The sequence below is a fragment of the Enterobacter sp. 3U4 genome (assembly GCF_057224565.1).
Genome location: NZ_CP136665.1, coordinates 2,701,947 through 2,721,352, shown reverse-complemented (window position 1 = coordinate 2,721,352; position 19,406 = coordinate 2,701,947). Strand labels below are relative to the sequence as shown.

Genomic DNA, 19,406 nt, shown 5'->3' with positions numbered 1-19,406 from the left:
AATGGATGACACTCTCCCTGATGATATCGAACAGCTAAAAGCCATGCTGCGTGAGCAGCAGGCTGCCCTGCAGCAGCAACATGCCGTCATGAAAAAACAGCAGTCCCGGCTTCGTCAGTATACGGGACAGGTCGCAGGCTACGAACTGGAAATCAGCCGCCTGAAAGCGCAGCTGGATAAACTGCGGAGAATGCTGTTCGGTCAGAGTTCAGAAAAGAGCCGCCATAAGCTGGAAAACAAAATCCGTCAGGCAGAGAAACGCTTGTCAGAGCTGGAGACCCGTCTGGAGGCGGCAAAAAACTGCCTGAACGACAACGAACCAGCGCCCGATGTGCCAGCAGATGCTGTGACAGCACCAGGAACGACGTCAGAAAGAAACGCCCGTAACACCTCCCGAAAACCACTCCCCGCCGACCTGCCACGGGAAACGCAGACCCTCCTGCCGGCGGACAGCGTCTGCCCGTCCTGTGGTGGAGAACTGAAGGTGATGGGCGAAACCCTCTCTGAGCAACTGGAAATCATCAACACCGCCTTTAAAGTTATCGAAACGGTCCGGCCGAAGCTGGCGTGCAGCCGGTGCGACGTTATCGTCCAGGCACCGCTCCCGGCTAAACCAGTAGAAGGCAGTCGTGTGGGCAGCAGCCTGCTGACCCGCATCCTGGTCGGCAAATATGTGGAGCATACGCCGCTGTACCGACAGTCTGAAATCTACGCCCGTCATGGACTGGCGCTGAGCCGTAACACGATGGTCCGCTGGGTGGCGATGATGGCCAACCGGCTTCGTCCGCTGTACGAGGCTCTTAACCAGTACGTTCTGCAGGCGGGCAAGGTGCACACTGATGACACGCCGGTGAGGGTGCTCGATCCGGGGAAGGGTAAAACGCGAACCGGCCGGCTGTGGGTCTACGTCCGGGATGACCGCAACGCCGGGGCGGCAGAACCACCGGCGGTCTGGTTCTCGTACTCAGCGGACCGGAAAGGGGAACACCCGCAGCGGCATCTCTCCGGGTACAGAGGCGTACTTCAGGCCGATGCATACGGAGGGTATGACGCGCTGTATGAGTCCGGGCACATCAGAGAAGCGGCGTGCATGGCGCATGCCAGACGAAAAATCCATGACGAGCATGTGCGGCGACCGACAGACATGACGAATGAAGCCCTGAAACGCATAGCCGCGTTGTATGCTATCGAAGCCGAAATCCGTGGGCTATCGCCAGGTGAGCGACTGACAGCCAGAAAAGAGCGGACGGTACCGCAGATGCAGTCGTTGCATGACTGGGTCCTGGAGCAGATGAAAACGCTGTCGGTTCACGCGGAGATGGCGAAGGCGTTCACGTACATGCTGAAACAGTGGGATGCGCTGAACGAATACTGTCGCAATGGTATGGTGGAAATAGACAATAACATAGGGGAAAACGCGCTGCGCTCAGTGGCGGTTGGCCGAAAAAATTATCTGTTCTTCGGCTCTGACAACGGTGGTGAGGCCGCAGCAATCATCTACAGCCTGCTCGGCACCTGCAAACTGAACGGCGTGGAGCCGGAAGGCTGGCTGCGTGAGGTTATAGACAAGATCAACGACTGGCCTTCAAACCGGGTAGGTGAGCTGCTGCCCTGGAACCTCTCCTCCGTAAAATAACCCTTACACTACGTTCATGACGGAGCGCTTACACAGGTATCACCCGGCGGGTCTCCGAAGGTGTAAATGACCCTGTAATCACCTAATCGCAACCTGTAGTGGTATTCGGGAGAAGATAATTTCTTGATATCCGCGACGGGTGATGTTTTATCATCCATCTTCTCCAGCCTGAATTTAATGCGGTTCTGATATCGCGTATCGATTTTAGAAAATTGCTTCTCTGCTGTTTTTGACCAGACAATCTTCATCCGTACCTCCACTGTACGCCCACACAAAACATAAGGAAATAATAAGACTATTAGATAAATTCCTAATTTCTAATGGGGTACTGTAGAGCGGGGAAATAACCGGAGAAAGCGGCAAAACGCAAACCGTCGAGGCGGCTCGAAAAGGCCTCTGCCGGGCGACAGAGGCTTGCAGAAAAGGTGCGATCAGGCGTTCAAGCCGCCGTCCACATCCAGGCCGGTACCGGAGATCTGCCCGGCAGCCGGGCTGGCGAGGAAGGTGACCGCCGCCGCGATGTCTTCCGGCTGGCCGTAGTGACCGACGGCGATCATCTGGCGCTGGGCTTCCGCCTGTTCGCCGTCTTCCGGATTCATATCGCTGTTGGTGGGGCCGGGGTGCACCAGGTTAACGGTAATGCCGCGCGGCCCCAGATCGCGCGCCAGGCCGCGGGTGAGGGAGTTGAGGGCAGACTTGGTCATCGAGTAAACGGCAATGCCCGGCATCGCCACGCGGTTTGCCAGACAGCTGCCGATGTTGATAATGCGCCCGCCGTCGGACATATGCACCAGCGCTTCCTGAATGGCGATCACCACGCCGCGGATGTTGACGTTGATGAGCGCGTCGATGTCCGCCAGGGTCATGGACTCCAGCGGGCCACCGCGCGCAATCCCGGCGTTGTTGACCAGAATATCCAGCCCGCCAAGGGAGCGCGCCGCATGGGTGACGGCATCCTGAATCGCCTGCGCGCTGGCGCTGTCGGCCTGCACGGCTTCGCTGTGTCGGCCCAGCGCCTTAATCTCATCGGCGACCGCCTGGGCTTTATCGGCAGATTTTTCATACGTAATAATCACGTCCGCACCGGCGCGCGCCAGCGACAGGGCAATCGCACGACCCAACCCGCGGCTGGCACCGGTAACCAGCGCCTTTTTACCTGTTAAATCGATCTGCATGATGACCTCGTTACGAGAGTGGTAAGAATCATCATTAGGTATAGACGGTCAGGGCAATTAACGGCTGAAGGATTCCACTTTCTCAAACGCCGCGCGCAGAACGTCAGGCGTTAACGTAATGGGTAAATAGTGAATCGACTCTACCGGGCGCAGAGTGTGGGCGATGACCCGATCCAGCTCGTCGCGGTTATTGATGTCGACGTCCAGTTCGCGAAGCGTGGTCGGCAGGTTAAAGCGCTGGTACGCCGATACCAGCTGGCCCAGCACGTCGTCCTGGCCGAGCAGGGCGCTCTGCACCAGAATGCCGTAGGCCACCTTGGTGCCGTGGAGGTATTTTTCCGTCTGCGGCAGCACGGTTAAACCGTTGTGCACCGCATGCGCCGCCGCCACGCGGGTATAGCGCTCGCCCAGACCGCCGACCATCCCGCCACCGGCGATAATCGCATCCACCACGTCCCGGAACGCCTGCGTTTGCTCGCCGCGCTGCTGGTCGGCCAGCGCTTCCTCACTGTGCTCCAGCAGCACGTCGCGGATCGCCAGCGCGCCGTTGATGCCCAGCCGCACGGTCAGCGGCAGGTTTTCAGGCTGCGGAGCAAGCACTACCGCTTCGTACCACTTCGCCAGCGTATCGCCGATGCCCGCCAGCAGGTATTCCGCGGGTGCGTTGAGAATGATCTGTGGCTCTACCAGCACCAGGAAGTTGGCGTCGTCGAAGATCTCAAAATGCAGCGCCTGACCGGCATCGTTGTACCAGACGGAGAGCGAGGTCCAGGCCGCACAGGTGGCGGCAATGGTGGGGATACCCACGAACGGCGCGCCCAGACGACGCGCCACGGCCTTGACGGTATCCAGCACCGCACCGCCGCCGACGCCAATCACCACGCTGGCGTCGCTGCCGGATTCATTCGCAAGATGGGTGACGTCGCGCTCGCTGCAGTGGCCTTTAAACAGCAGGCGTTTCGCCCCCGGCGCGTTAAAGCTCTCCGGCAGGAAAGGGCGCGCGCCGTCGATAGCGCGCTCGCCGTAAATCCACACCGCGCGAGAAAGCTGTTCCGGGGTAAAGAAGTTATCCAGCTGCGCAAGGCTTCCGGGATGAGAGAAGTAGTTCGCCGGGCCAGGCACGACGCGGATATCGGTGTTGCTCATGGTGTTGTCCTTTTTTAGCAAGCGCTAACCCGATGTTATGTCTGGACATCCGGATGGCTAATAATATTTCGCTTTAACTTATGCCTTTTCCGTCGTTGTCAGTCAACCGGAGCTGTGAAAAATTCGATAAATCAGAAGAGTAATGAAGGATTTACGCGGATGGTTTCCAGTCGCCTTGAAATGCGCGGTATCAGCCTGGCCTTTTCCGGCTTTCAGGCGCTGTCGCGCGTGAACTTCACCTTAACCGGCGGATCGGTACATGCGCTGACCGGCGCCAACGGCGCGGGGAAATCGACGCTGATGGCGGTGCTGTGCGGGACGCACGACCACTATGAAGGCGAAATCTCCATTAATAACCAGCCGGTAAGCATCCGCGAGCCGCTGGACGCCAAACGGCTGGGGATCCACCTCGTGCAGCAGGAAGTGGACGTGGCGCTGATCCCGGGGTTAAGCATCGCCGAGAACATCATTCTCGACCAGCTGGCGCAGCCGGGGCATCGCTTTAACTGGCGCGCGATCCGCCAGCAGGCGAGACAGGCGCTGGCGCAGCTTGACGTTACGCTGGACGTCCGCCGTTCCATCGACAGCTGCACGCTTGCCGAAAAGCAGCAGATTTTGCTGGCGCGCGCCCTGTCCCATCACTGCCGTTTTTTGATTCTTGATGAGCCCACCGCGCCGCTGGACGCGCACGAGAGCGAGCGTCTGTTTGCCGTGGTAAGACGTTTAAAGCAGCAGGGCATCGGGGTGGTGTTTATTTCCCACCGCATTCACGAGCTAAAAGCTATCTGCGACACCCTGACGGTGCTGCGCGACGGCAAGCTGATTGAGTCCGGCCCAATGGCCAATCTCAGCGGCGAAGCGATCGTCGAGAAGATGCTCGGACACGTGCTGAGCGATATCTACCCGCCCGCGCGGCCTCCGCACGGCGACGAAACGTTGCTGCGGGTAGAAGGGCTGCACGACGACGCGCTGCTAAAAGATATCTCCCTGCACCTGCGCAAAGGCGAAATTCTCGGGATTGCCGGGCTGGCAGGGGCGGGCAAAACCGAACTCTGTAAGGCGCTGTTTGGCGCAACTAAAAGCCGCGTGGCGCGCGGTGAGCTGAATCATCAATCCTGGCAGCCGCGCGACCCGGCCGACTCCGTGCTGCGCGGGCTGGCGCTGGTGCCGGAGGAGCGGCGCAAAGAGGGCATTTTTATCGACGAGCCGGTGAGCATGAACCTTGCCGTGTGCGCCGATAACAGCTTTTCGCGCTGGAGTCTGTTCGGCCATCGTCAGGCGTGGCGCTGGGCGGAAGAGGTGATCGCCCGCGTAGGCGTGCGCGCCCGTGGGCCGGGACAGGTGCTGCGCCGCTTATCTGGCGGTAATCAGCAGAAGGTTGCCATCGGCAAGTGGCTGCGCAATGACGCGAGCGTGCTGATCTTCGACGAGCCGACCAAAGGCGTGGACGTGAAGGCCAAAACCGATCTGTTCCAGCTGATCGACGGCCTGGCGCGCGAGGGTAAAGGGGTGATTTACGCCTCCGGCGAGTTTGCCGAGCTGGTCGGGCTGTGCGACCGCATCTGCGTGCTGTGGGACGGGCGCATCGTGGCGGAAATCGCCGGGGCCGAGGCCCGTGAAGAGACACTACTTTATTATTCAACCGGAGGAACGGCGTCGTGAGCAAGGCCCTTTCAGTAAACGCGACGGCGTCTGGCCGTCAGCAGATTTTCGATTTTCTCTACAAGTGGGGCATGTTGCTGACCGTCGTCGCGCTGGTGGCCGTCTTTGGCCTGGCGTCGGACAACTTCCTCGATCCAAACAACATCATAAATATTCTGCGTTCGATTGCCATCGTGACGGTGATAGCCATCGGCGTGTCGATATCGCTGACCATCGGCGGGTTCGATCTCTCCGTGGGATCCACCGCCTCTCTGGCGAACGCCCTGGTGATTTCACTTTTCGTCTGGCACGGCTTCGGCACTACCGAGTCTATTTTGATCACCCTTGCGCTCTGCACGCTGGTGGGGCTGTTTAACGCCTTTCTGATCGTCATTTTGCGCATTCCGGACATGCTTGCGACGCTTGCCAGCCTGTTTGTCATTCAGGGCGTGGCGATGACCTACAGCTACGGCGGTTCGATTACCGAAAACATGGTGCTGCCGAGCGGCGACATGGCGGAAGGCACTATTCCGGCGGCGTTCAGCCTGCTGGGGCAGGTGCCGACGATTGTGATCATCATGCTGGTGGTGACGATTCTGGCGCAGCTGGGGCTGTCGCTCACCACTCACGGTCGCAGGATGTACGCCATTGGCGGTAACCCGGAAGCCGCGCGCCTCTCCGGTATTCGCACCACCCGCTACAAGGTGGCGGCCTACGTGATTGCCTCCCTGCTGGCGGGCCTGGGCGGGATTTTGCTGGCCTCGCGCATCGGGTCGTCGCAGGTGAACGCGGGCGGCGGATACCTGATGGATGCGGTGGCGGCGGCGTGGATTGGCTTCTCGCTGGCCGGGTCCGGCAAGCCGAATGCGCTGGGAACCCTGGTCGGGGCGGTCATTCTCGGGGTGCTGTCGAACGGGCTGGTGATGCTCTCCGTGCCGTATTACGCCATGGACATTATAAAAGGGCTGGTGCTCGCGGTAGCGCTGGCGATTACCTACATACAAAAACGCTGACAACACAACGGGATAAAAAATGAAAAAGATTGCACTCTCTTTGGTGGCATTAGGGTTATTCACCGCTCTGCCAGGCTTCGCGGCCACGCCCGCACCGCTTCCGGCAGCCATAGCCAACCATGACGGCCCCATTCGCATCGCGGTGATCCGTAACCTCGGCTCAGACGACAACACCACGCAGTTTATTGCGGGGGCCATTCAGGAAGGGAAGAAGCTTGGCTTTAAGGTCAGCACCTTTTTAAGCAACGGGGACGACGCTAAATTCCAGGACTTCGTGAACCAGGCCATCAGCCAGAAGTACGACGGAATTATCCTTTCTCAGGGGCGCGATCCGTACTCCACCGCACTGGTGAAGAAGGCGGTGGACGCCGGGATTAAGGTCACCGTGTTTGATACCGCGGTTAACGGCGAGATCCCGGGCGTGACCGTCACCCAGCAGGATGATGCCTCCCTGACGAACCTCTCCTTCGGCCAGCTGGCGAAAGATTTCAACGGCAAAGCCAATATTGTCAAGCTGTGGGTAGCGGGCTTCCCGCCGATGGAGCGTCGTCAGGCGGCGTATAAAGAGCTGCAAAAACAGTACCCGGACATCAAAGAGCTGGAGTCTATCGGCGCGGTCTCCTCTGACGTGCAGGGCGACACTGCCAACAAAGTGGGCGCGATCCTGGCGAAATACCCGAAAGGTAAAATCGACGCCATCTGGGGAACCTGGGACGCCTTCAGCCAGGGCGCGTATAAAGCGCTGAAAGAGAACGGTCGCACCGAGATCAAACTCTACAGCATCGACATCTCCAACCAGGATCTGCAGCTGATGCGCGAGCCGGGCAGCCCGTGGAAGGTGAGCGTGGCGGTGGATCCGAAGCTGATTGGGGCGACCAACGTGCGTCTGGTGGCGAACAAGATTGCCGGGGAAGCGACGCCTGCGACCTACGATTTTAAGGCAGCCGCCATTCCGCAGGCGCTGCTGACCGCCCAGCCGGGCGCGGTGAACGTGGCGTCGCTGGGCAAAATCATTCCGGGCTGGGGCCAGACGGAAGATTTTATCGCGCCGTGGTTTGCGACGCTGGAAGCGAAGAATAAATAAAACCCAGCCGGGTGGCGTCAGGTGCGGCCTGATGCCCTCACCCCGGCCCTCTCCCACGAGGAGAGGGGGAAAACCAACAGGAGCTAATGGTGACTCATTTACCCCCTCCCGAATACAGCCGCAATATGCGGCTGATTGGCCATAGCGATCAGGGCGGTCGCCCGGACGGCGTGCAGCTGATGGTGCACCGCGGTTACGCCTATATTGGCCATATGGTGTCGCAGGGTTTTTCAATTGTCGACGTGCGCGACCCGAAAAATCCAAAAGCGGCGGGCTATGTTCCCGCGCCGCCGGGCACCTGGAACGTGCACCTCCAGGCGCATGACGATCTCCTGCTGGTCATCAACGCCCGGGATCTGTTTGCCGATGCGCGCTTTGCCGATGAGAAGGTCTACTACACCCGGCAGGTGGGGGAGACCGTCAGCGACGTGCAGGACAAAGGCTGGAGCGCGGGCTTGCGGGTATTTGATATCTCCACGCCGGACAGGCCGCGCGAAATCGGCTTTCTGTCGCTGAGCGGGATTGGCATTCACCGCATCTGGTACGTCGGTGGCCGCTGGGCGTACGTATCGGCGCTGATCGACGGTTTTACCGACTACATCTTTCTGACGATCGACCTGGCCGACCCGCGTAAGCCTGAGGTGGCAGGACGCTGGTGGCTGCCGGGGATGAACCAGGCCGAAGGCGAACAGCCGAACTGGCCGGAAGGGAAACGCTACGCGCTCCACCATGCGATTATTGCCGGCGATACCGCGTACGGCAGCTGGCGCGACGGCGGCCTGACGCTGCTTGACGTGAAGGATCGCACCCAGCCTAAGCTCATTAGTCACCGTAACTGGAGTCCGCCGTTTGGCGGCGGCACGCACACCGCGCTGCCGCTGCCGGACCGCGATCTGCTGGTGGTGCTGGACGAAGCGGTGCTTGATAACCAGGAGGACGGCGAGAAGCTGATCTGGCTGTTTGATATTCGCGAGCCGTCGAATCCGGTCAGTATTTCTACCTTCCCGCAGCCGGATGAAATCGACTACGTGGCGAAAGGGGCGCATTTTGGGCCGCATAACCTGCACGAGAACCGGCCAGGGAGCTTTGTCAGCTCAACGCTGATTTTTGCAACCTATCAGAACGCGGGCGTGCGCGCGTATGACATTTCTAATCCGTATCGACCGGTGGAAACGGGGGCGCTGGTGCCTGCCGCGCCGGAGAAAATGATGGATACCCGCCCGAATCGCCCGCAGGTGATCCAGTCGTGTGACGTGTTTGTGGATGCGCAGGGAATTATCTACAGCACGGACTATAACGGCGGGCTGTCGGTGATTGAGTATTTGGGGTAAGTTTTTGCCGGGTGGCGGCTTCGCCTTACCCGGCCTACATTTTGCACCCGTAGGCCCGGTAAGCGCAGCGCCACCGGGCAAATGCACTCAGCTATATTGCCGCACCCGCGCCACCAGATCTTCCGCGCTGTCGATACGGTCAGCAATAACAATCAGCGCCTTGCCGAGCGTTATCGCGTGGCGCAGGCATTCGTGGCGCATCGCCTCGTCCTGAATGGTGTCGATATCCGCGACGTGGGAAAGCCCGACGCTGCGGCGAATGAGTTCGGTGCCGCAGAAGCCGATAGCATCATGCCAGACCTTTTTCAGGAACGCGGAGGCATAGCCCGGGGCGCTGAGCGCGGCGTCGCGCGTTTTCTCGTGTGCCAGCGCCTGGAAGCGCTCCGCGAAGGTGTTCCACAGTTCCTGAATATCGGTCAGGCGCTGCTCGCGGGCGGCGGCGGCATCGCGAATGCCCAGATGTCCCGGCAGGCCGCAGAAGTTCAGCAGCAGGTTGCCGATGGCGGTGCCGACGTCAAAGCCAATCGGCCCGAAATAGCCGAACTCGGCGTCGATGGCCTTCAGGCTGCCGTCGGCCACAAAAATCGAGCCGCTGTGGATATCCCCGTGCAGCAGGGCTTCAGCCTGAGAAAAGAAACGGTGCTTCAGGGAGGCCACGGCAATTTTCAGCTGGGCGTCGTCGCGCAGCGCGGCGACGTCATTTTCCAGCTCGGCCGGGTAGCTGTTGCGTTCGTGGATCTGGTACGGATCGTTGAAGAACAGATCTTCGGTGATCTCGCACATCTCCGGGTTGATGAATTTCGCCACCTGCGCTTTCTTCTCGTGCGGGTGCAGGTAGAAATCGCTGGTGTGGAACAGCGCGTGCGCGAGGTATTCACCCAGTTGCTGCGCCGCCTGCGGGTAGTAAATGTTGCCGATCAGCTCGCCGCGCCAGATGCGATGGCTGGAGAGATCTTCCATCACCATCACCGCCAGTTCCGGGTCAAAGTGGTGGATTTTCACCGTGTGCTGCGGGCTGTGCCGGTAGTGCTCGACCAGGGTTTGTGCTTCCAGACGGGCGCGGTCCAGCGTCAGCGGCCAGGACTCGCCGACGCAGCGCACGTAGGGCAGCGCCTGCTTAACGATGATGCGGCTCACGCCCGCGCTGTCGAAGATTTTGAACACCAGATTGAGGTTGCCGTCGCCTACCTCCTGCGCCTCCACCAGCGATGAAGGATCGTCAAGGCCGCCAAACTGCCTGGCATATTCCACGGCGTCCTGAGCGGTAAAGGTACGGTATTGCGACATGGCCTGCTCCTCACGGGTTTGCTAATAAAGACATGTAGACGTCTATACATCTGGATTTCATCCTGACACAATGTGCTACAACAACGCAACAGGGAATTAACGACATGCAGACATTACAGACGACCAGCCTGCGGGTGACGAATAATCAGCTCTTTATTCTCGACCAGCAGGCCCTTCCGCAGGAGAAACGCTGGCTGGATGCCTCAACGGTAGAGGCGCTGGTGGGGCATATTCACGCCCTGCGGGTGCGCGGCGCGCCGCTGATCGGTCTCTCTGCAAGTCTGCTGCTGGCGCTGCTGGCGGAAAACGGCAAAAGCCGTGACGAGCTGGCGGTTGCGCTGGAAACCCTGCGCGCGTCCCGCCCGACGGCGGTGAACCTGATGAACAACCTTGACCGCATGAAGCTGGCGCTGTGGCAGGAAGAGTATGTTCCGGCGCTGGTCGCCGAGGCGCTGCGCCTGATCGACGAAGACAAACGGCTCTGTGACGCCATTGCGAAAGCGGGCAGCGCGCTGGTGAAGCCCGGCAGCCGCCTGCTGACCCACTGCAACACCGGCGGGCTGGCAACGGCGGGCGTCGGCACCGCGCTGGGGGTGATTGCTCGCGCGCACCAGGAAGGCAACGTTAGCAACGTCTGGGTCGATGAAACCCGCCCGCTGCTGCAGGGCGGTAGATTGACCGCGTGGGAGCTCGGCGAGCTGGGCGTGCCGTATCTGCTGATTACCGATTCCATGGCCGCCAGCCTGATGGCGAAAGGGCAGGTGGACGCCGTGTGGGTGGGCGCAGACCGCATTGCCGCCAACGGCGACGTGGCGAACAAGATCGGCACCTATTCCCTGGCGGTGCTGGCAAAATTCCACGGCATTCCGTTCTACGTGGCCGCGCCGCAAACCACACTCGATCCGGACTGCCCGAACGGCGACGCGATCCCGATTGAGCAGCGCTCCGCCAGCGAGGTGACGGGCGTAGCCGGAAGCTTTGGCGCGGTGCAGTGGGCGCCGGAAGATGCACGGGTTTATAACCCGGCGTTTGACGTTACCCCTGCCTCGCTGATTAGCGGCTGGGTGCTGGATACGGGCGTGGTCACGCCGGAAGCGGTGGCAAACGGGAAATTCGCCTGAGTCCGGCTATCCTTTAAGGGGTTCCCTTAAGAGGACATTATCGTGACGCTCGATCCTGAAACTGACTTAAAACTGGAGCGCGTGGTGGACGCACCGCGCGATCTGCTGTGGCTCTGCTGGACCACGCCGGAACACATCAAAAACTTTTTCATTCCTGCTCCCCATAAGGTGACCGAATGCGACCTCGATCTGCGCGTGGGCGGTCGGTTCAACACCGTGTTTGAGGTGGACGGTCAGCGGATGGATAACCGGGGTGTCTTCCTGGAAATCGATCCGGGGAAAAAGCTGGTCTTTACCGATGGCTATACCGAAGGCTGGAAACCGGCCGAGAAGCCGTTTATGACGGCGATCCTGCTGCTGGAAGATATGGGCGAGGGCAAGACCCGCTATACGGCGATAGCGCGCCATCCGACGAAGGAAATCCGCGAGCAGCACGAGCAGATGGGCTTCCACGAAGGGTGGGGAATTGTGCTGGATCAGCTGGTGGGGTATGTGAAGGGGTTGAAGCGTTGAAGCTCGAGCGGCCTGATGCCCTCACCCCGACCCTCTCCCACAGGGAGAGGGAGCAAACACTAAAAACGGCAGCTATAGCTGCCGTTTTGCTTTTACCTATGCCAGCCGTGGATACGCGTCCGCAATGGCGTCACCGGTAAACTGCGCCACCCAGCCTTCCGGGTTATCGAAAATACGAATGGCGGTAAAGTTCGGCTCTGAGCCCATATCAAACCAGTGCGGCGTGCCCGCCGGCACGGAAATCAGGTCGTTTTTCTCACACAGCACCTGATACACCTCATCGCCAATGTGCAGGCAGAACAGCCCCGCGCCTTCCACGAAGAAGCGCACTTCGTCTTCGCCGTGGGTGTGTTCGTTCAGGAATTTCGCGCGCAGCGCCTCTTTCTGCGGGTTGTCGGCGCGCAGGCTGATTACGTCCCAGCTCTGATAGCCTTTCTCCGCCACCAGCTTGTCGATGGCATGCTGATACGCCGCGATCACGGCTTCAGGCGCAGGATCGTGTCCTAAATCGCGATCCGCAGCCCAGCGTTCGAAGCGCACGCCCTTCGCGTTGAGCTGTTGGGCGATCTCGGCGGCGTCGGTGCTGTGCCACTGGTGTTGACTGGCGTCTTTATCGGAATAAATGGTCAATGCGCTCATGAAGGGATCTGCTCCGGGTTAATCTCGTCAAACTGGTGGACCTGATGGTGGTGGCTTGCGCCGTCATCATCGCCGCGAATCAGCTGCAGGGTACGAAAACCTGCCTGTTCAGCCGCGTCCAGCTCCTGATGAATATCGGACAGGAACAGGATCTGCGACGGGGCAATGCCCGTTTGCGCCGCAATGTTCTGATAAGACTGCACCTCGCGCTTGGCGCCGATGTGGGTATCAAAATAGCCGCTGAACAGATGAGTAATATCACCTTCGTCGCTGTAGCCAAATAACAGTTTCTGCGCGGCGACGGAGCCAGAGGAATAAACATAGAGATCAATCCCTTGCGCTTTCCATTTTTCCAGCGCGGGCAGCACGTCCGGGTAGAGATGGCCGGTAAAGTCGCCGTTCACGTAGCCGTCGTGCCAGACGATCCCCTGCAGCGCTTTGAGCGCGGTCGATTTGCGGTCTTCATCCATAAAGGCAAACAGAGCGTCGATAAGTTCGCCGACGCTGGCGTGCGGGTGACCGATTTCATCACGCAGGTTGTCCAGAATGGATTTGACCGGCTCGGCGTACTGCTGAGCGGTCACGAAGGCCGCCAGCCGCTCACGCGCGTAGGGGAACAAAACGTCATGGACAAAACGGATATCGCTGGTGGTCCCTTCAATATCCGTCACAATCGCGCGAATCATATTCTCTCCAGTTGTCGTAAACGCATTTCGCATTCAAATAAGAATTCTAATCCTTCAAGATGACGGCGGGCCTCGGCCACATCGCGTCCCCAGCAGGTTAAGCCATGACCGCGCAGAAGAAAACCATAATTAGGCGGGCGTTCCCGTGCGTAATGGGCGATTCGGGAGGCGAGGGCGTCAATATCCTGGTCGTTATCGAAGACCGGGATAGCCACAGTGTCCAGATGCGTGGTCTGCCCGGTGAGGGATTTTTGCATCTCAAAGCCGCTGATGTTGAGCTCGGCTTCTTTGACCAGACGGGACAGCACCGTGGCGTTGACGGTATGAACGTGCAGTACGGCGTTGGCCTCAGGAAACAGACGGTAGATAAGGGTGTGCAGCCCGGTCTCCGCCGAAGGTTTACGACCGGACGGGGCGCGATTGGTGGCAATCTCGACCTGCAGGAAGTCATCGGTGGTGAGGCTACCTTTGTCCTTACCGGATTCGCTTAGCCAGCACAGATGTTCGTCCTGACGCACCGACATGTTGCCGCCGGTGGCAGGGGCCCAGCCTTTGGCGCCAATCCAGCGGCAGGCGTCGACCAGATGCGTGAGTTGCAGGTTGTCTGTCATTTCCTTTTACCCTCTCGGCCAGGAATATTCATATTGTTTAGACGTCTAAGCGTCTTGATTGCCAAAGACTAACATCGTGTTATAGTGGCAGCAACATAAGTATTACAGGCAGGCACAACACAATGAGCATTAACGCATTGATTCCGCAAAGTAAACTTCCCAATCTCGGTACCACCATCTTTACGCAGATGAGCGCCCTGGCGCAGCAGCACAACGCCATTAACCTTTCTCAGGGGTTCCCGGATTTCGACGGCCCGGCTTATCTGCAGGCGCGTCTGGCGTATCACGTGGCGCAGGGAGCAAATCAGTACGCGCCGATGACGGGCGTTCAGGCGTTGCGGGAAGCCATTGCGGACAAAACGGCCGAGCTGTATGGCTATAAGCCCGATGCGAACAGCGATATTACGGTGACGGCAGGGGCGACCGAAGCGCTGTATGCGGCCATCACCGCGCTGGTGCGTACGGGCGATGAAGTTATCTGCTTTGATCCGAGCTACGACAGCTATGCGCCTGCGGTTGAACTCTCCGGCGGCGTGGTGAAACGCGTGGCGCTCCAGCCGCCGCATTTTCGCCCTGACTGGCAGGCGTTTGCCGCGCTGCTGAGCGACAAAACCCGCCTGGTGATCCTGAATACCCCGCACAACCCGTCGGCGACGGTGTGGCAGAAAGCCGATTTCGCCGCGCTGTGGCAGGCGATTGCGGAACGTGAAATTTACGTGCTGAGCGATGAAGTCTACGAGCATATCTGCTTTGCAGAAGAGGGACACGCCAGCGTGCTGGCCCATCCGCAGCTTCGCGAGCGTGCTATCGCCGTCTCGTCATTCGGTAAGACTTACCATATGACCGGTTGGAAAGTGGGCTACTGCGTCGCACCGGCGGCCATTAGCGCTGAACTGCGCAAGGTGCATCAGTACCTGACCTTTGCCGTGAACACGCCGGCTCAGCTGGCGCTGGCGGATATGCTGCGCGCTGAGCCCGGGCATTACCGCGAGCTGCCGCACTTCTATCGTGAACGTCGGGATCTGTTTGTGGCTGCGTTAAGTAAAAGCCGTCTGGAAATTTTGCCGTCTGAAGGAACCTACTTCCTGCTCGCGGACTACAGCGCGATTTCCGATCTGGACGACGTCAGCTTTTGCCAGTGGTTGACAAAAGAGGTGGGTGTGGCCGCCATTCCGCTGTCGGTGTTCTGCGCCGATCCCTTCCCGCATAAGCTGATCCGCCTTTGCTTTGCGAAGCAGGAATCGACGCTGCTGGCGGCGGCAGAGCGTCTGAACACGCTCTGATTATTTCACCGTCCAGGCTTCTGAGTAACGGCGGTCTGCAAACAGCTCCAGCAGACCGTTGATTTGCTTGAGGCGCAAAACTTCATCGCCATCCATACCCAGCTCCTTGCTTATTCTCTCGTCATTCCAGCCAAGCTGCACCAGCTCGCGAACGATCTCCGACATGGCGTTAATCTGGTGTCGACCCCGCGCCCGGTTGTGACGAATAGTGGCAGCCATACGGTCATGTTTATCCTGTCGGTCCTGACGCAGGCAGGTAACGGGGAGATAACCCTTGAGCTGGTGCTTCAGTGCCGCCTGGTTTTTGCCGATTTCATGGCGATGAAAACCATCCACAATTTCGTAGTGCTGCGGTTCACTTTCTGTCACAACGATAGGTTGGGTGAATCCATCAAGCTCCAGCGACTTGCTGAGCAGCCGTTTTTCTGGTGGAGCAACGTTATTGGGGTTGTAGTCGTTTGCGGTAATATCGTCCTGTCTAATCCAAAGGACGCAGTCTATCGGTTGCTCACGAAACGGGCTGTTTTTATGGATCGCTTCGCGAAAAGCATTTATGGCGTTAATGCGATCCTCTTCGGAAAGTGACTGAAGGTACGTTTCCATCTCGGTGATTAGTCTTTGTCGCATAATATGCCCCACTCCTTGCGTTTCGCCTTCACTCTGTCGCTATAGCGCTGATAATGTTTGGGTTTATTTGGGCTGAACGATAGCGCTCTGCACCAGTAGTCGTTATTCAGGAGAACCTTACAAATACGGCGCCACGAGGGGATGTCTTTGCAACCGATATCACCGTCCTGCGTATCGGGAATATTCTCTATGCCTCTCTTCTTATACCAGTGCAGATAAATGGCGATTTTATTGCGGTAATGCTCAGCCGTATTTTGCGGCATGCTGTCGAGGAGCAGCATGGCATATTCGCGCCAGCGCAGGTGTTCAGGCTTCAGGATTTTTCGGTGGCCGTAAAAATGGTTATCGTGCCCGGCGTACATCCCCCCGCTGCGCGCACCGCTCACGCGCTCACACATGGACGCCCAGCGATCGGGCTCAACAACGTGGTAGAGCCATAAGCCCTGGCGCTGCTCCGGGCCAAAGGGTTCACAGATACGCATGTAGCGTAGCGGCACGCCGGCCTGAAACATCAGGTCATAGAGCGGGTTATAGCAACATCCTGATTTGGCAAACCAGGTCCATATATCGGCGGTTTTCCAGTCGTAGAGGGGGTATATATATCAGGCATGCCCGCCCGGAGCGACGGTTGTCCAGGGTTTATCATCGGCAAACCGCAGTTTACGCGCCGACGCGATAGCCAGAAAACGGTTGTAAGACTCATCGGCGCGGATGCCAATCAGTACCGCCGCCGGGCGATTGTGAGAGAACCAGTCGGAGAAACTGCGGACAAAGGTTTCAAACGTCATGCCTGGCTGGTAAAAGGGGAAAAAAGCGGGATCGGTTATCGCGTCGTCAGGAGGGTGGCGGACCCATCGGGTGCCGGGTTCCCAGCATTGCCATTCCGGCTGGAATTGCGACAGGGAATTTTGCGTTGTCAGGGGAAGCGCGACCCACCAGAAATGATCGATGACATCGCTGTACAACTCGCGCATATGCTCAACATGGGTAATGGTATGGGAAAACTGCGCTTCCCAGTCGATGAAGAGGACATCTATTTTGATTTTCATCATTCGCGCCTGTCGGGCAACTAAATGCAGCATGACGGTGGAGTCTTTACCTCCTGAAAAAGAAACACAGGTTCTGGGTAAATTTTCGAGAGTCCATTTTATTCGCTCCCGAGCAGCAGTAAGGACATCCTGGTTTAAGGGGTATTTATAAATTGACATGCTTATTCTCTTCCTGAGGAATAAATACCTGACTGTAGCGTTAATACTAATGAGATGATTATATCAGTCAATAATTAATTGGATGTGAAATGGTTATGTCGCGTAATTCTATAACGGTGGTGTATGTTTTAACATTGTGGTTCCCATTTAGTGCGAGAACCACACCAATAACTCACGATAAGGATATTTCTTCAATAAAACTTGCGAATGCCGAGCTATTGAGCGCTGAGCGATTATACATCATGTAAATATCAATGCTGGGGAATCGAATGTCAGTTTCCACTTTGCGCAGGTTGAGGGCTGGCCCATATTGTTCGAAGGCTGGTGCGGGCACTAATCCTATGAGGTCGGATGAACCGATCACCGACAGAAGAGATATAAAAGAGTCGCTACGATAGACAATATTTCTTTTACTTAACAGGTTTTCGGCCTTTTCCTGATAGGCTTTGAAGCTGTTCTCATCGTTCAGATAGGCGGTGAAGTTTTCATACAAAATCTCTTCACGCGTGGGATTTTCACAGAGACGGGGATGGCCCTCCCGACAAACGAGCACGAAAGGAAGCTTATGGTAGAGGCTACAGGCGATAGAGTGATTGTTAGAGGAGGAAAACGAAAATATGAGGTCGGCTCTTCTGTAGGCTAAGAGATCTTCTGCTGAATCAGGAGAAAGAAAAACATCATGTAATTCAATTGAATAGTTATGATTGTCCATGAGCAGTTTTATAGGGTCAAGCGTTGCTTTCGTACTCATAAAATGCGGGCAATAAATGACAAAATTCTTCTTCAACCCGCTGCTGTGCATGATATTGATAGTCTGCTCCAGCTGGTTCAGGTTCTGTTCCAGATGATGATGCAAATTGACGCCGACGGTCGTGGGCGTGATCCCTTTACCGGAACGGATAAACAGAGGATCGTTGAGCTGTCCTCTCAGACGTTGCAGTGACTGGCTCACGGCAGAGGGGGTGATATACAGAGTCTCGGCGGCTTTACTGATACTAAGGTGTTGGTAAATGCACTCGAAAATGACTAACAGATTAAGATCGAATTTTTTAAGGTCATAGAGGTTTGCCATATTTCGTCCTGAGGGTACTGCGTTTGCTGTGGTTATCATATAACTGATAACAATGGTATGAGGTTAACCATATATAATCCTTTCGGTTAGCTCTCTTAGTTTTAAATTAAAAACATCTCAATGTATCACGGTGGCAGATTATTGAAATAGCGCTTCAAAGGCGATTGACATATTTTTATCTCAGAAAAAGGAATTGTCATTTTAAATGACAGTTATCATTTATATATTGCGATAGTTTTATACTAAAAATAAATTTATAACGCTCCGGAATGATGTTCGACACAACCTATCACAGCCATAGGCAGGAATGCCTCTCTTATGGATTGCTCAATCCCTGCGCGGATGGTGTAATCAAACGGCTGTTACCGCCTTGATAGAAAGGGTTGTAGAGCGCAACGCAACGCCAGTTTCGGCTGGCACTGAATGTACCTGCGGGGAATTCAGGTATCAGGGCCGCCCGTTGAGGCGGCCTTTTTACTTTCAGGCTTTCCTGTAAAAGGTTCACCTTGTTGTCTTGTCGACGTTGTAAGGTTTGGCTGATTGATTTGATAAAGCATACGCATTAGCCCCGATGAATAAAGTTGGTTACCTTACATCTCAACGAAAACACGGAGGAAGTACAGATGTCTTTGATTAATACCAAAATTAAACCTTTCAAAAACCAGGCGTTCAAAAACGGTGAGTTCATCGAAGTTACCGAGAAAGATACCGAAGGCCGCTGGAGCGTCTTCTTCTTCTATCCGGCTGACTTTACCTTCGTTTGCCCGACTGAACTGGGCGACGTAGCTGACCATTACGACGAACTGCAGAAGCTGGGCGTAGACGTTTACTCTGTGTCTACCGATACCCACTTCACGCACAAAGCGTGGCACAGCAGCTCTGAAACCATCGCAAAAATCAAATACGCGATGATCGGCGACCCGACTGGCGCCCTGACCCGTAACTTCGACAACATGCGTGAAGATGAAGGCCTGGCTGACCGCGCCACCTTCGTTGTTGACCCGCAGGGCATTATCCAGGCTATCGAAGTTACCGCTGAAGGTATCGGCCGTGATGCTTCTGACCTGCTGCGTAAAGTCAAAGCCGCTCAGTACGTGGCTTCTCACCCAGGCGAAGTTTGCCCGGCGAAATGGAAAGAAGGCGAAGCTACGCTTGCTCCATCTTTAGACCTGGTCGGCAAGATCTAAGTCCGTAAAGCCTGGCGGCGCTGCGCTTGCACAGGCCTACAGTATCGTAGGTCGGGTAAACGAAGTGCCACCCGGCAATCAATGGGCGCCCCGCGCCCATTTCATTCCAGCACCATGATGCAAGTTGCATTCAGGCCGCCCGATTA

The 19,406-nt window shown here is 57.2% G+C and carries 17 protein-coding genes and 2 pseudogenes; 9 read left to right on the top strand and 10 right to left on the bottom strand.

What is annotated here, in order from left to right; translation table 11 throughout:
* Window position 1 precedes the first annotated feature (1 nt).
* The gene (gene tnpC / locus RVY89_RS13030; protein WP_484825539.1) at window positions 2–1,636 is read left to right on the top strand and encodes an IS66 family transposase; all 1,635 of its coding nucleotides are present in this window, start codon (window positions 2–4) and stop codon (window positions 1,634–1,636) included.
* A gap of 32 nt (window positions 1,637–1,668) precedes the next feature.
* On the opposite strand, the pseudogene RVY89_RS13025 reads toward tnpC, so the two are convergent.
* The 3 genes and pseudogenes from RVY89_RS13025 to RVY89_RS13015 all read right to left on the bottom strand — a co-directional run.
* Window positions 1,669–1,884, bottom strand: a pseudogene (locus RVY89_RS13025) (type II toxin-antitoxin system RelE family toxin); the annotation flags it as partial.
* Window positions 1,885–2,067: 183 nt separating this feature from the next.
* On the bottom strand, window positions 2,068–2,811 hold the full coding sequence (locus tag RVY89_RS13020; RefSeq protein ID WP_024906989.1) for an SDR family NAD(P)-dependent oxidoreductase: 744 nt from the start codon (window positions 2,809–2,811) through the stop codon (window positions 2,068–2,070).
* A 57-nt stretch (window positions 2,812–2,868) separates the two neighbouring features.
* Window positions 2,869–3,957: an oxidoreductase gene (locus RVY89_RS13015; protein WP_484825538.1), complete on the bottom strand. Its 1,089-nt coding sequence runs from the start codon at window positions 3,955–3,957 to the stop codon at window positions 2,869–2,871.
* A gap of 159 nt (window positions 3,958–4,116) precedes the next feature.
* Here RVY89_RS13015 and RVY89_RS13010 point away from each other — a divergent pair, with 159 nt between their 5' ends.
* The 4 genes from RVY89_RS13010 to RVY89_RS12995 all read left to right on the top strand — a co-directional run bounded on the left by RVY89_RS13010 (window position 4,117) and on the right by RVY89_RS12995 (window position 9,026).
* Window positions 4,117–5,619 carry a sugar ABC transporter ATP-binding protein gene (locus tag RVY89_RS13010; protein WP_484825537.1) on the top strand — a complete coding sequence of 501 codons (1,503 nt, stop codon included), beginning with the start codon at window positions 4,117–4,119 and terminating at the stop codon, window positions 5,617–5,619.
* Window positions 5,616–6,611 carry an ABC transporter permease gene (locus RVY89_RS13005; RefSeq protein ID WP_484825536.1) on the top strand — a complete coding sequence of 332 codons (996 nt, stop codon included), beginning with the start codon at window positions 5,616–5,618 and terminating at the stop codon, window positions 6,609–6,611. Before RVY89_RS13010 ends, RVY89_RS13005 begins: the two co-directional genes overlap by 4 nt.
* Before the next feature lie 19 nt (window positions 6,612–6,630).
* The gene (locus RVY89_RS13000) at window positions 6,631–7,695 is read left to right on the top strand and encodes a sugar ABC transporter substrate-binding protein (protein WP_484825535.1); all 1,065 of its coding nucleotides are present in this window, start codon (window positions 6,631–6,633) and stop codon (window positions 7,693–7,695) included.
* Between the two features lie 86 nt (window positions 7,696–7,781).
* Window positions 7,782–9,026, top strand: a complete 1,245-nt coding sequence (locus RVY89_RS12995; protein ID WP_484825534.1) for an LVIVD repeat-containing protein — start codon at window positions 7,782–7,784, stop codon at window positions 9,024–9,026.
* Window positions 9,027–9,113: 87 nt separating this feature from the next.
* On the opposite strand, the gene mtnK is transcribed toward RVY89_RS12995, so the two are convergent.
* Window positions 9,114–10,313, bottom strand: coding sequence for an S-methyl-5-thioribose kinase (gene mtnK / locus RVY89_RS12990; RefSeq protein WP_484825533.1), 1,200 nt, complete (start codon window positions 10,311–10,313; stop codon window positions 9,114–9,116).
* Window positions 10,314–10,417: 104 nt separating this feature from the next.
* Here mtnK and mtnA point away from each other — a divergent pair, with 104 nt between their 5' ends.
* Both mtnA and RVY89_RS12980 read left to right on the top strand, forming a co-directional pair.
* Window positions 10,418–11,434 (top strand): S-methyl-5-thioribose-1-phosphate isomerase, encoded by a 1,017-nt coding sequence (gene mtnA, locus RVY89_RS12985; RefSeq protein ID WP_484825532.1) that lies wholly within the window; start codon window positions 10,418–10,420, stop codon window positions 11,432–11,434.
* A 42-nt stretch (window positions 11,435–11,476) separates the two neighbouring features.
* Window positions 11,477–11,947, top strand: coding sequence for an SRPBCC family protein (locus tag RVY89_RS12980; RefSeq protein WP_484825530.1), 471 nt, complete (start codon window positions 11,477–11,479; stop codon window positions 11,945–11,947).
* 96 nt (window positions 11,948–12,043) lie between these two features.
* On the opposite strand, the gene RVY89_RS12975 is transcribed toward RVY89_RS12980, so the two are convergent.
* Genes RVY89_RS12975 through RVY89_RS12965 form a run of 3 tightly spaced genes read right to left on the bottom strand, consistent with a single transcriptional unit; the run spans window position 12,044 to window position 13,883 of the window.
* Window positions 12,044–12,586, bottom strand: coding sequence for a 1,2-dihydroxy-3-keto-5-methylthiopentene dioxygenase (locus RVY89_RS12975; RefSeq protein ID WP_023315605.1), 543 nt, complete (start codon window positions 12,584–12,586; stop codon window positions 12,044–12,046).
* Window positions 12,583–13,272 (bottom strand): acireductone synthase, encoded by a 690-nt coding sequence (mtnC, locus tag RVY89_RS12970; RefSeq protein ID WP_484825529.1) that lies wholly within the window; start codon window positions 13,270–13,272, stop codon window positions 12,583–12,585. Before mtnC ends, RVY89_RS12975 begins: the two co-directional genes overlap by 4 nt.
* Window positions 13,269–13,883, bottom strand: a complete 615-nt coding sequence (locus RVY89_RS12965; protein ID WP_484825528.1) for a methylthioribulose 1-phosphate dehydratase — start codon at window positions 13,881–13,883, stop codon at window positions 13,269–13,271. The genes mtnC and RVY89_RS12965 overlap by 4 nt, the downstream gene beginning before the upstream one ends.
* A 122-nt stretch (window positions 13,884–14,005) precedes the next feature.
* Here RVY89_RS12965 and RVY89_RS12960 point away from each other — a divergent pair, with 122 nt between their 5' ends.
* Window positions 14,006–15,166 carry a pyridoxal phosphate-dependent aminotransferase gene (locus RVY89_RS12960; protein ID WP_484825527.1) on the top strand — a complete coding sequence of 387 codons (1,161 nt, stop codon included), beginning with the start codon at window positions 14,006–14,008 and terminating at the stop codon, window positions 15,164–15,166.
* On the opposite strand, the gene RVY89_RS12955 is transcribed toward RVY89_RS12960, so the two are convergent.
* The 3 genes and pseudogenes from RVY89_RS12955 to citR all read right to left on the bottom strand — a co-directional run bounded on the left by RVY89_RS12955 (window position 15,167) and on the right by citR (window position 18,073).
* Window positions 15,167–15,793, bottom strand: coding sequence for an IbrB-like domain-containing protein (locus tag RVY89_RS12955; protein ID WP_484825526.1), 627 nt, complete (start codon window positions 15,791–15,793; stop codon window positions 15,167–15,169).
* A pseudogene (locus RVY89_RS12950) lies at window positions 15,778–17,001 on the bottom strand (phosphoadenosine phosphosulfate reductase). Before RVY89_RS12950 ends, RVY89_RS12955 begins: the two are co-directional and overlap by 16 nt.
* A gap of 172 nt (window positions 17,002–17,173) precedes the next feature.
* A complete protein-coding gene (citR, locus tag RVY89_RS12945; RefSeq protein ID WP_484825525.1) occupies window positions 17,174–18,073 on the bottom strand; it encodes a DNA-binding transcriptional repressor CitR in 900 nt (299 codons plus the stop codon).
* Between the two features lie 623 nt (window positions 18,074–18,696).
* On the opposite strand from citR, the gene ahpC reads away from it, so the two are divergent.
* Window positions 18,697–19,260: an alkyl hydroperoxide reductase subunit C gene (gene ahpC, locus RVY89_RS12940; RefSeq protein WP_008501015.1), complete on the top strand. Its 564-nt coding sequence runs from the start codon at window positions 18,697–18,699 to the stop codon at window positions 19,258–19,260.
* The last annotated feature ends 146 nt before the right edge of the window (window positions 19,261–19,406 follow it).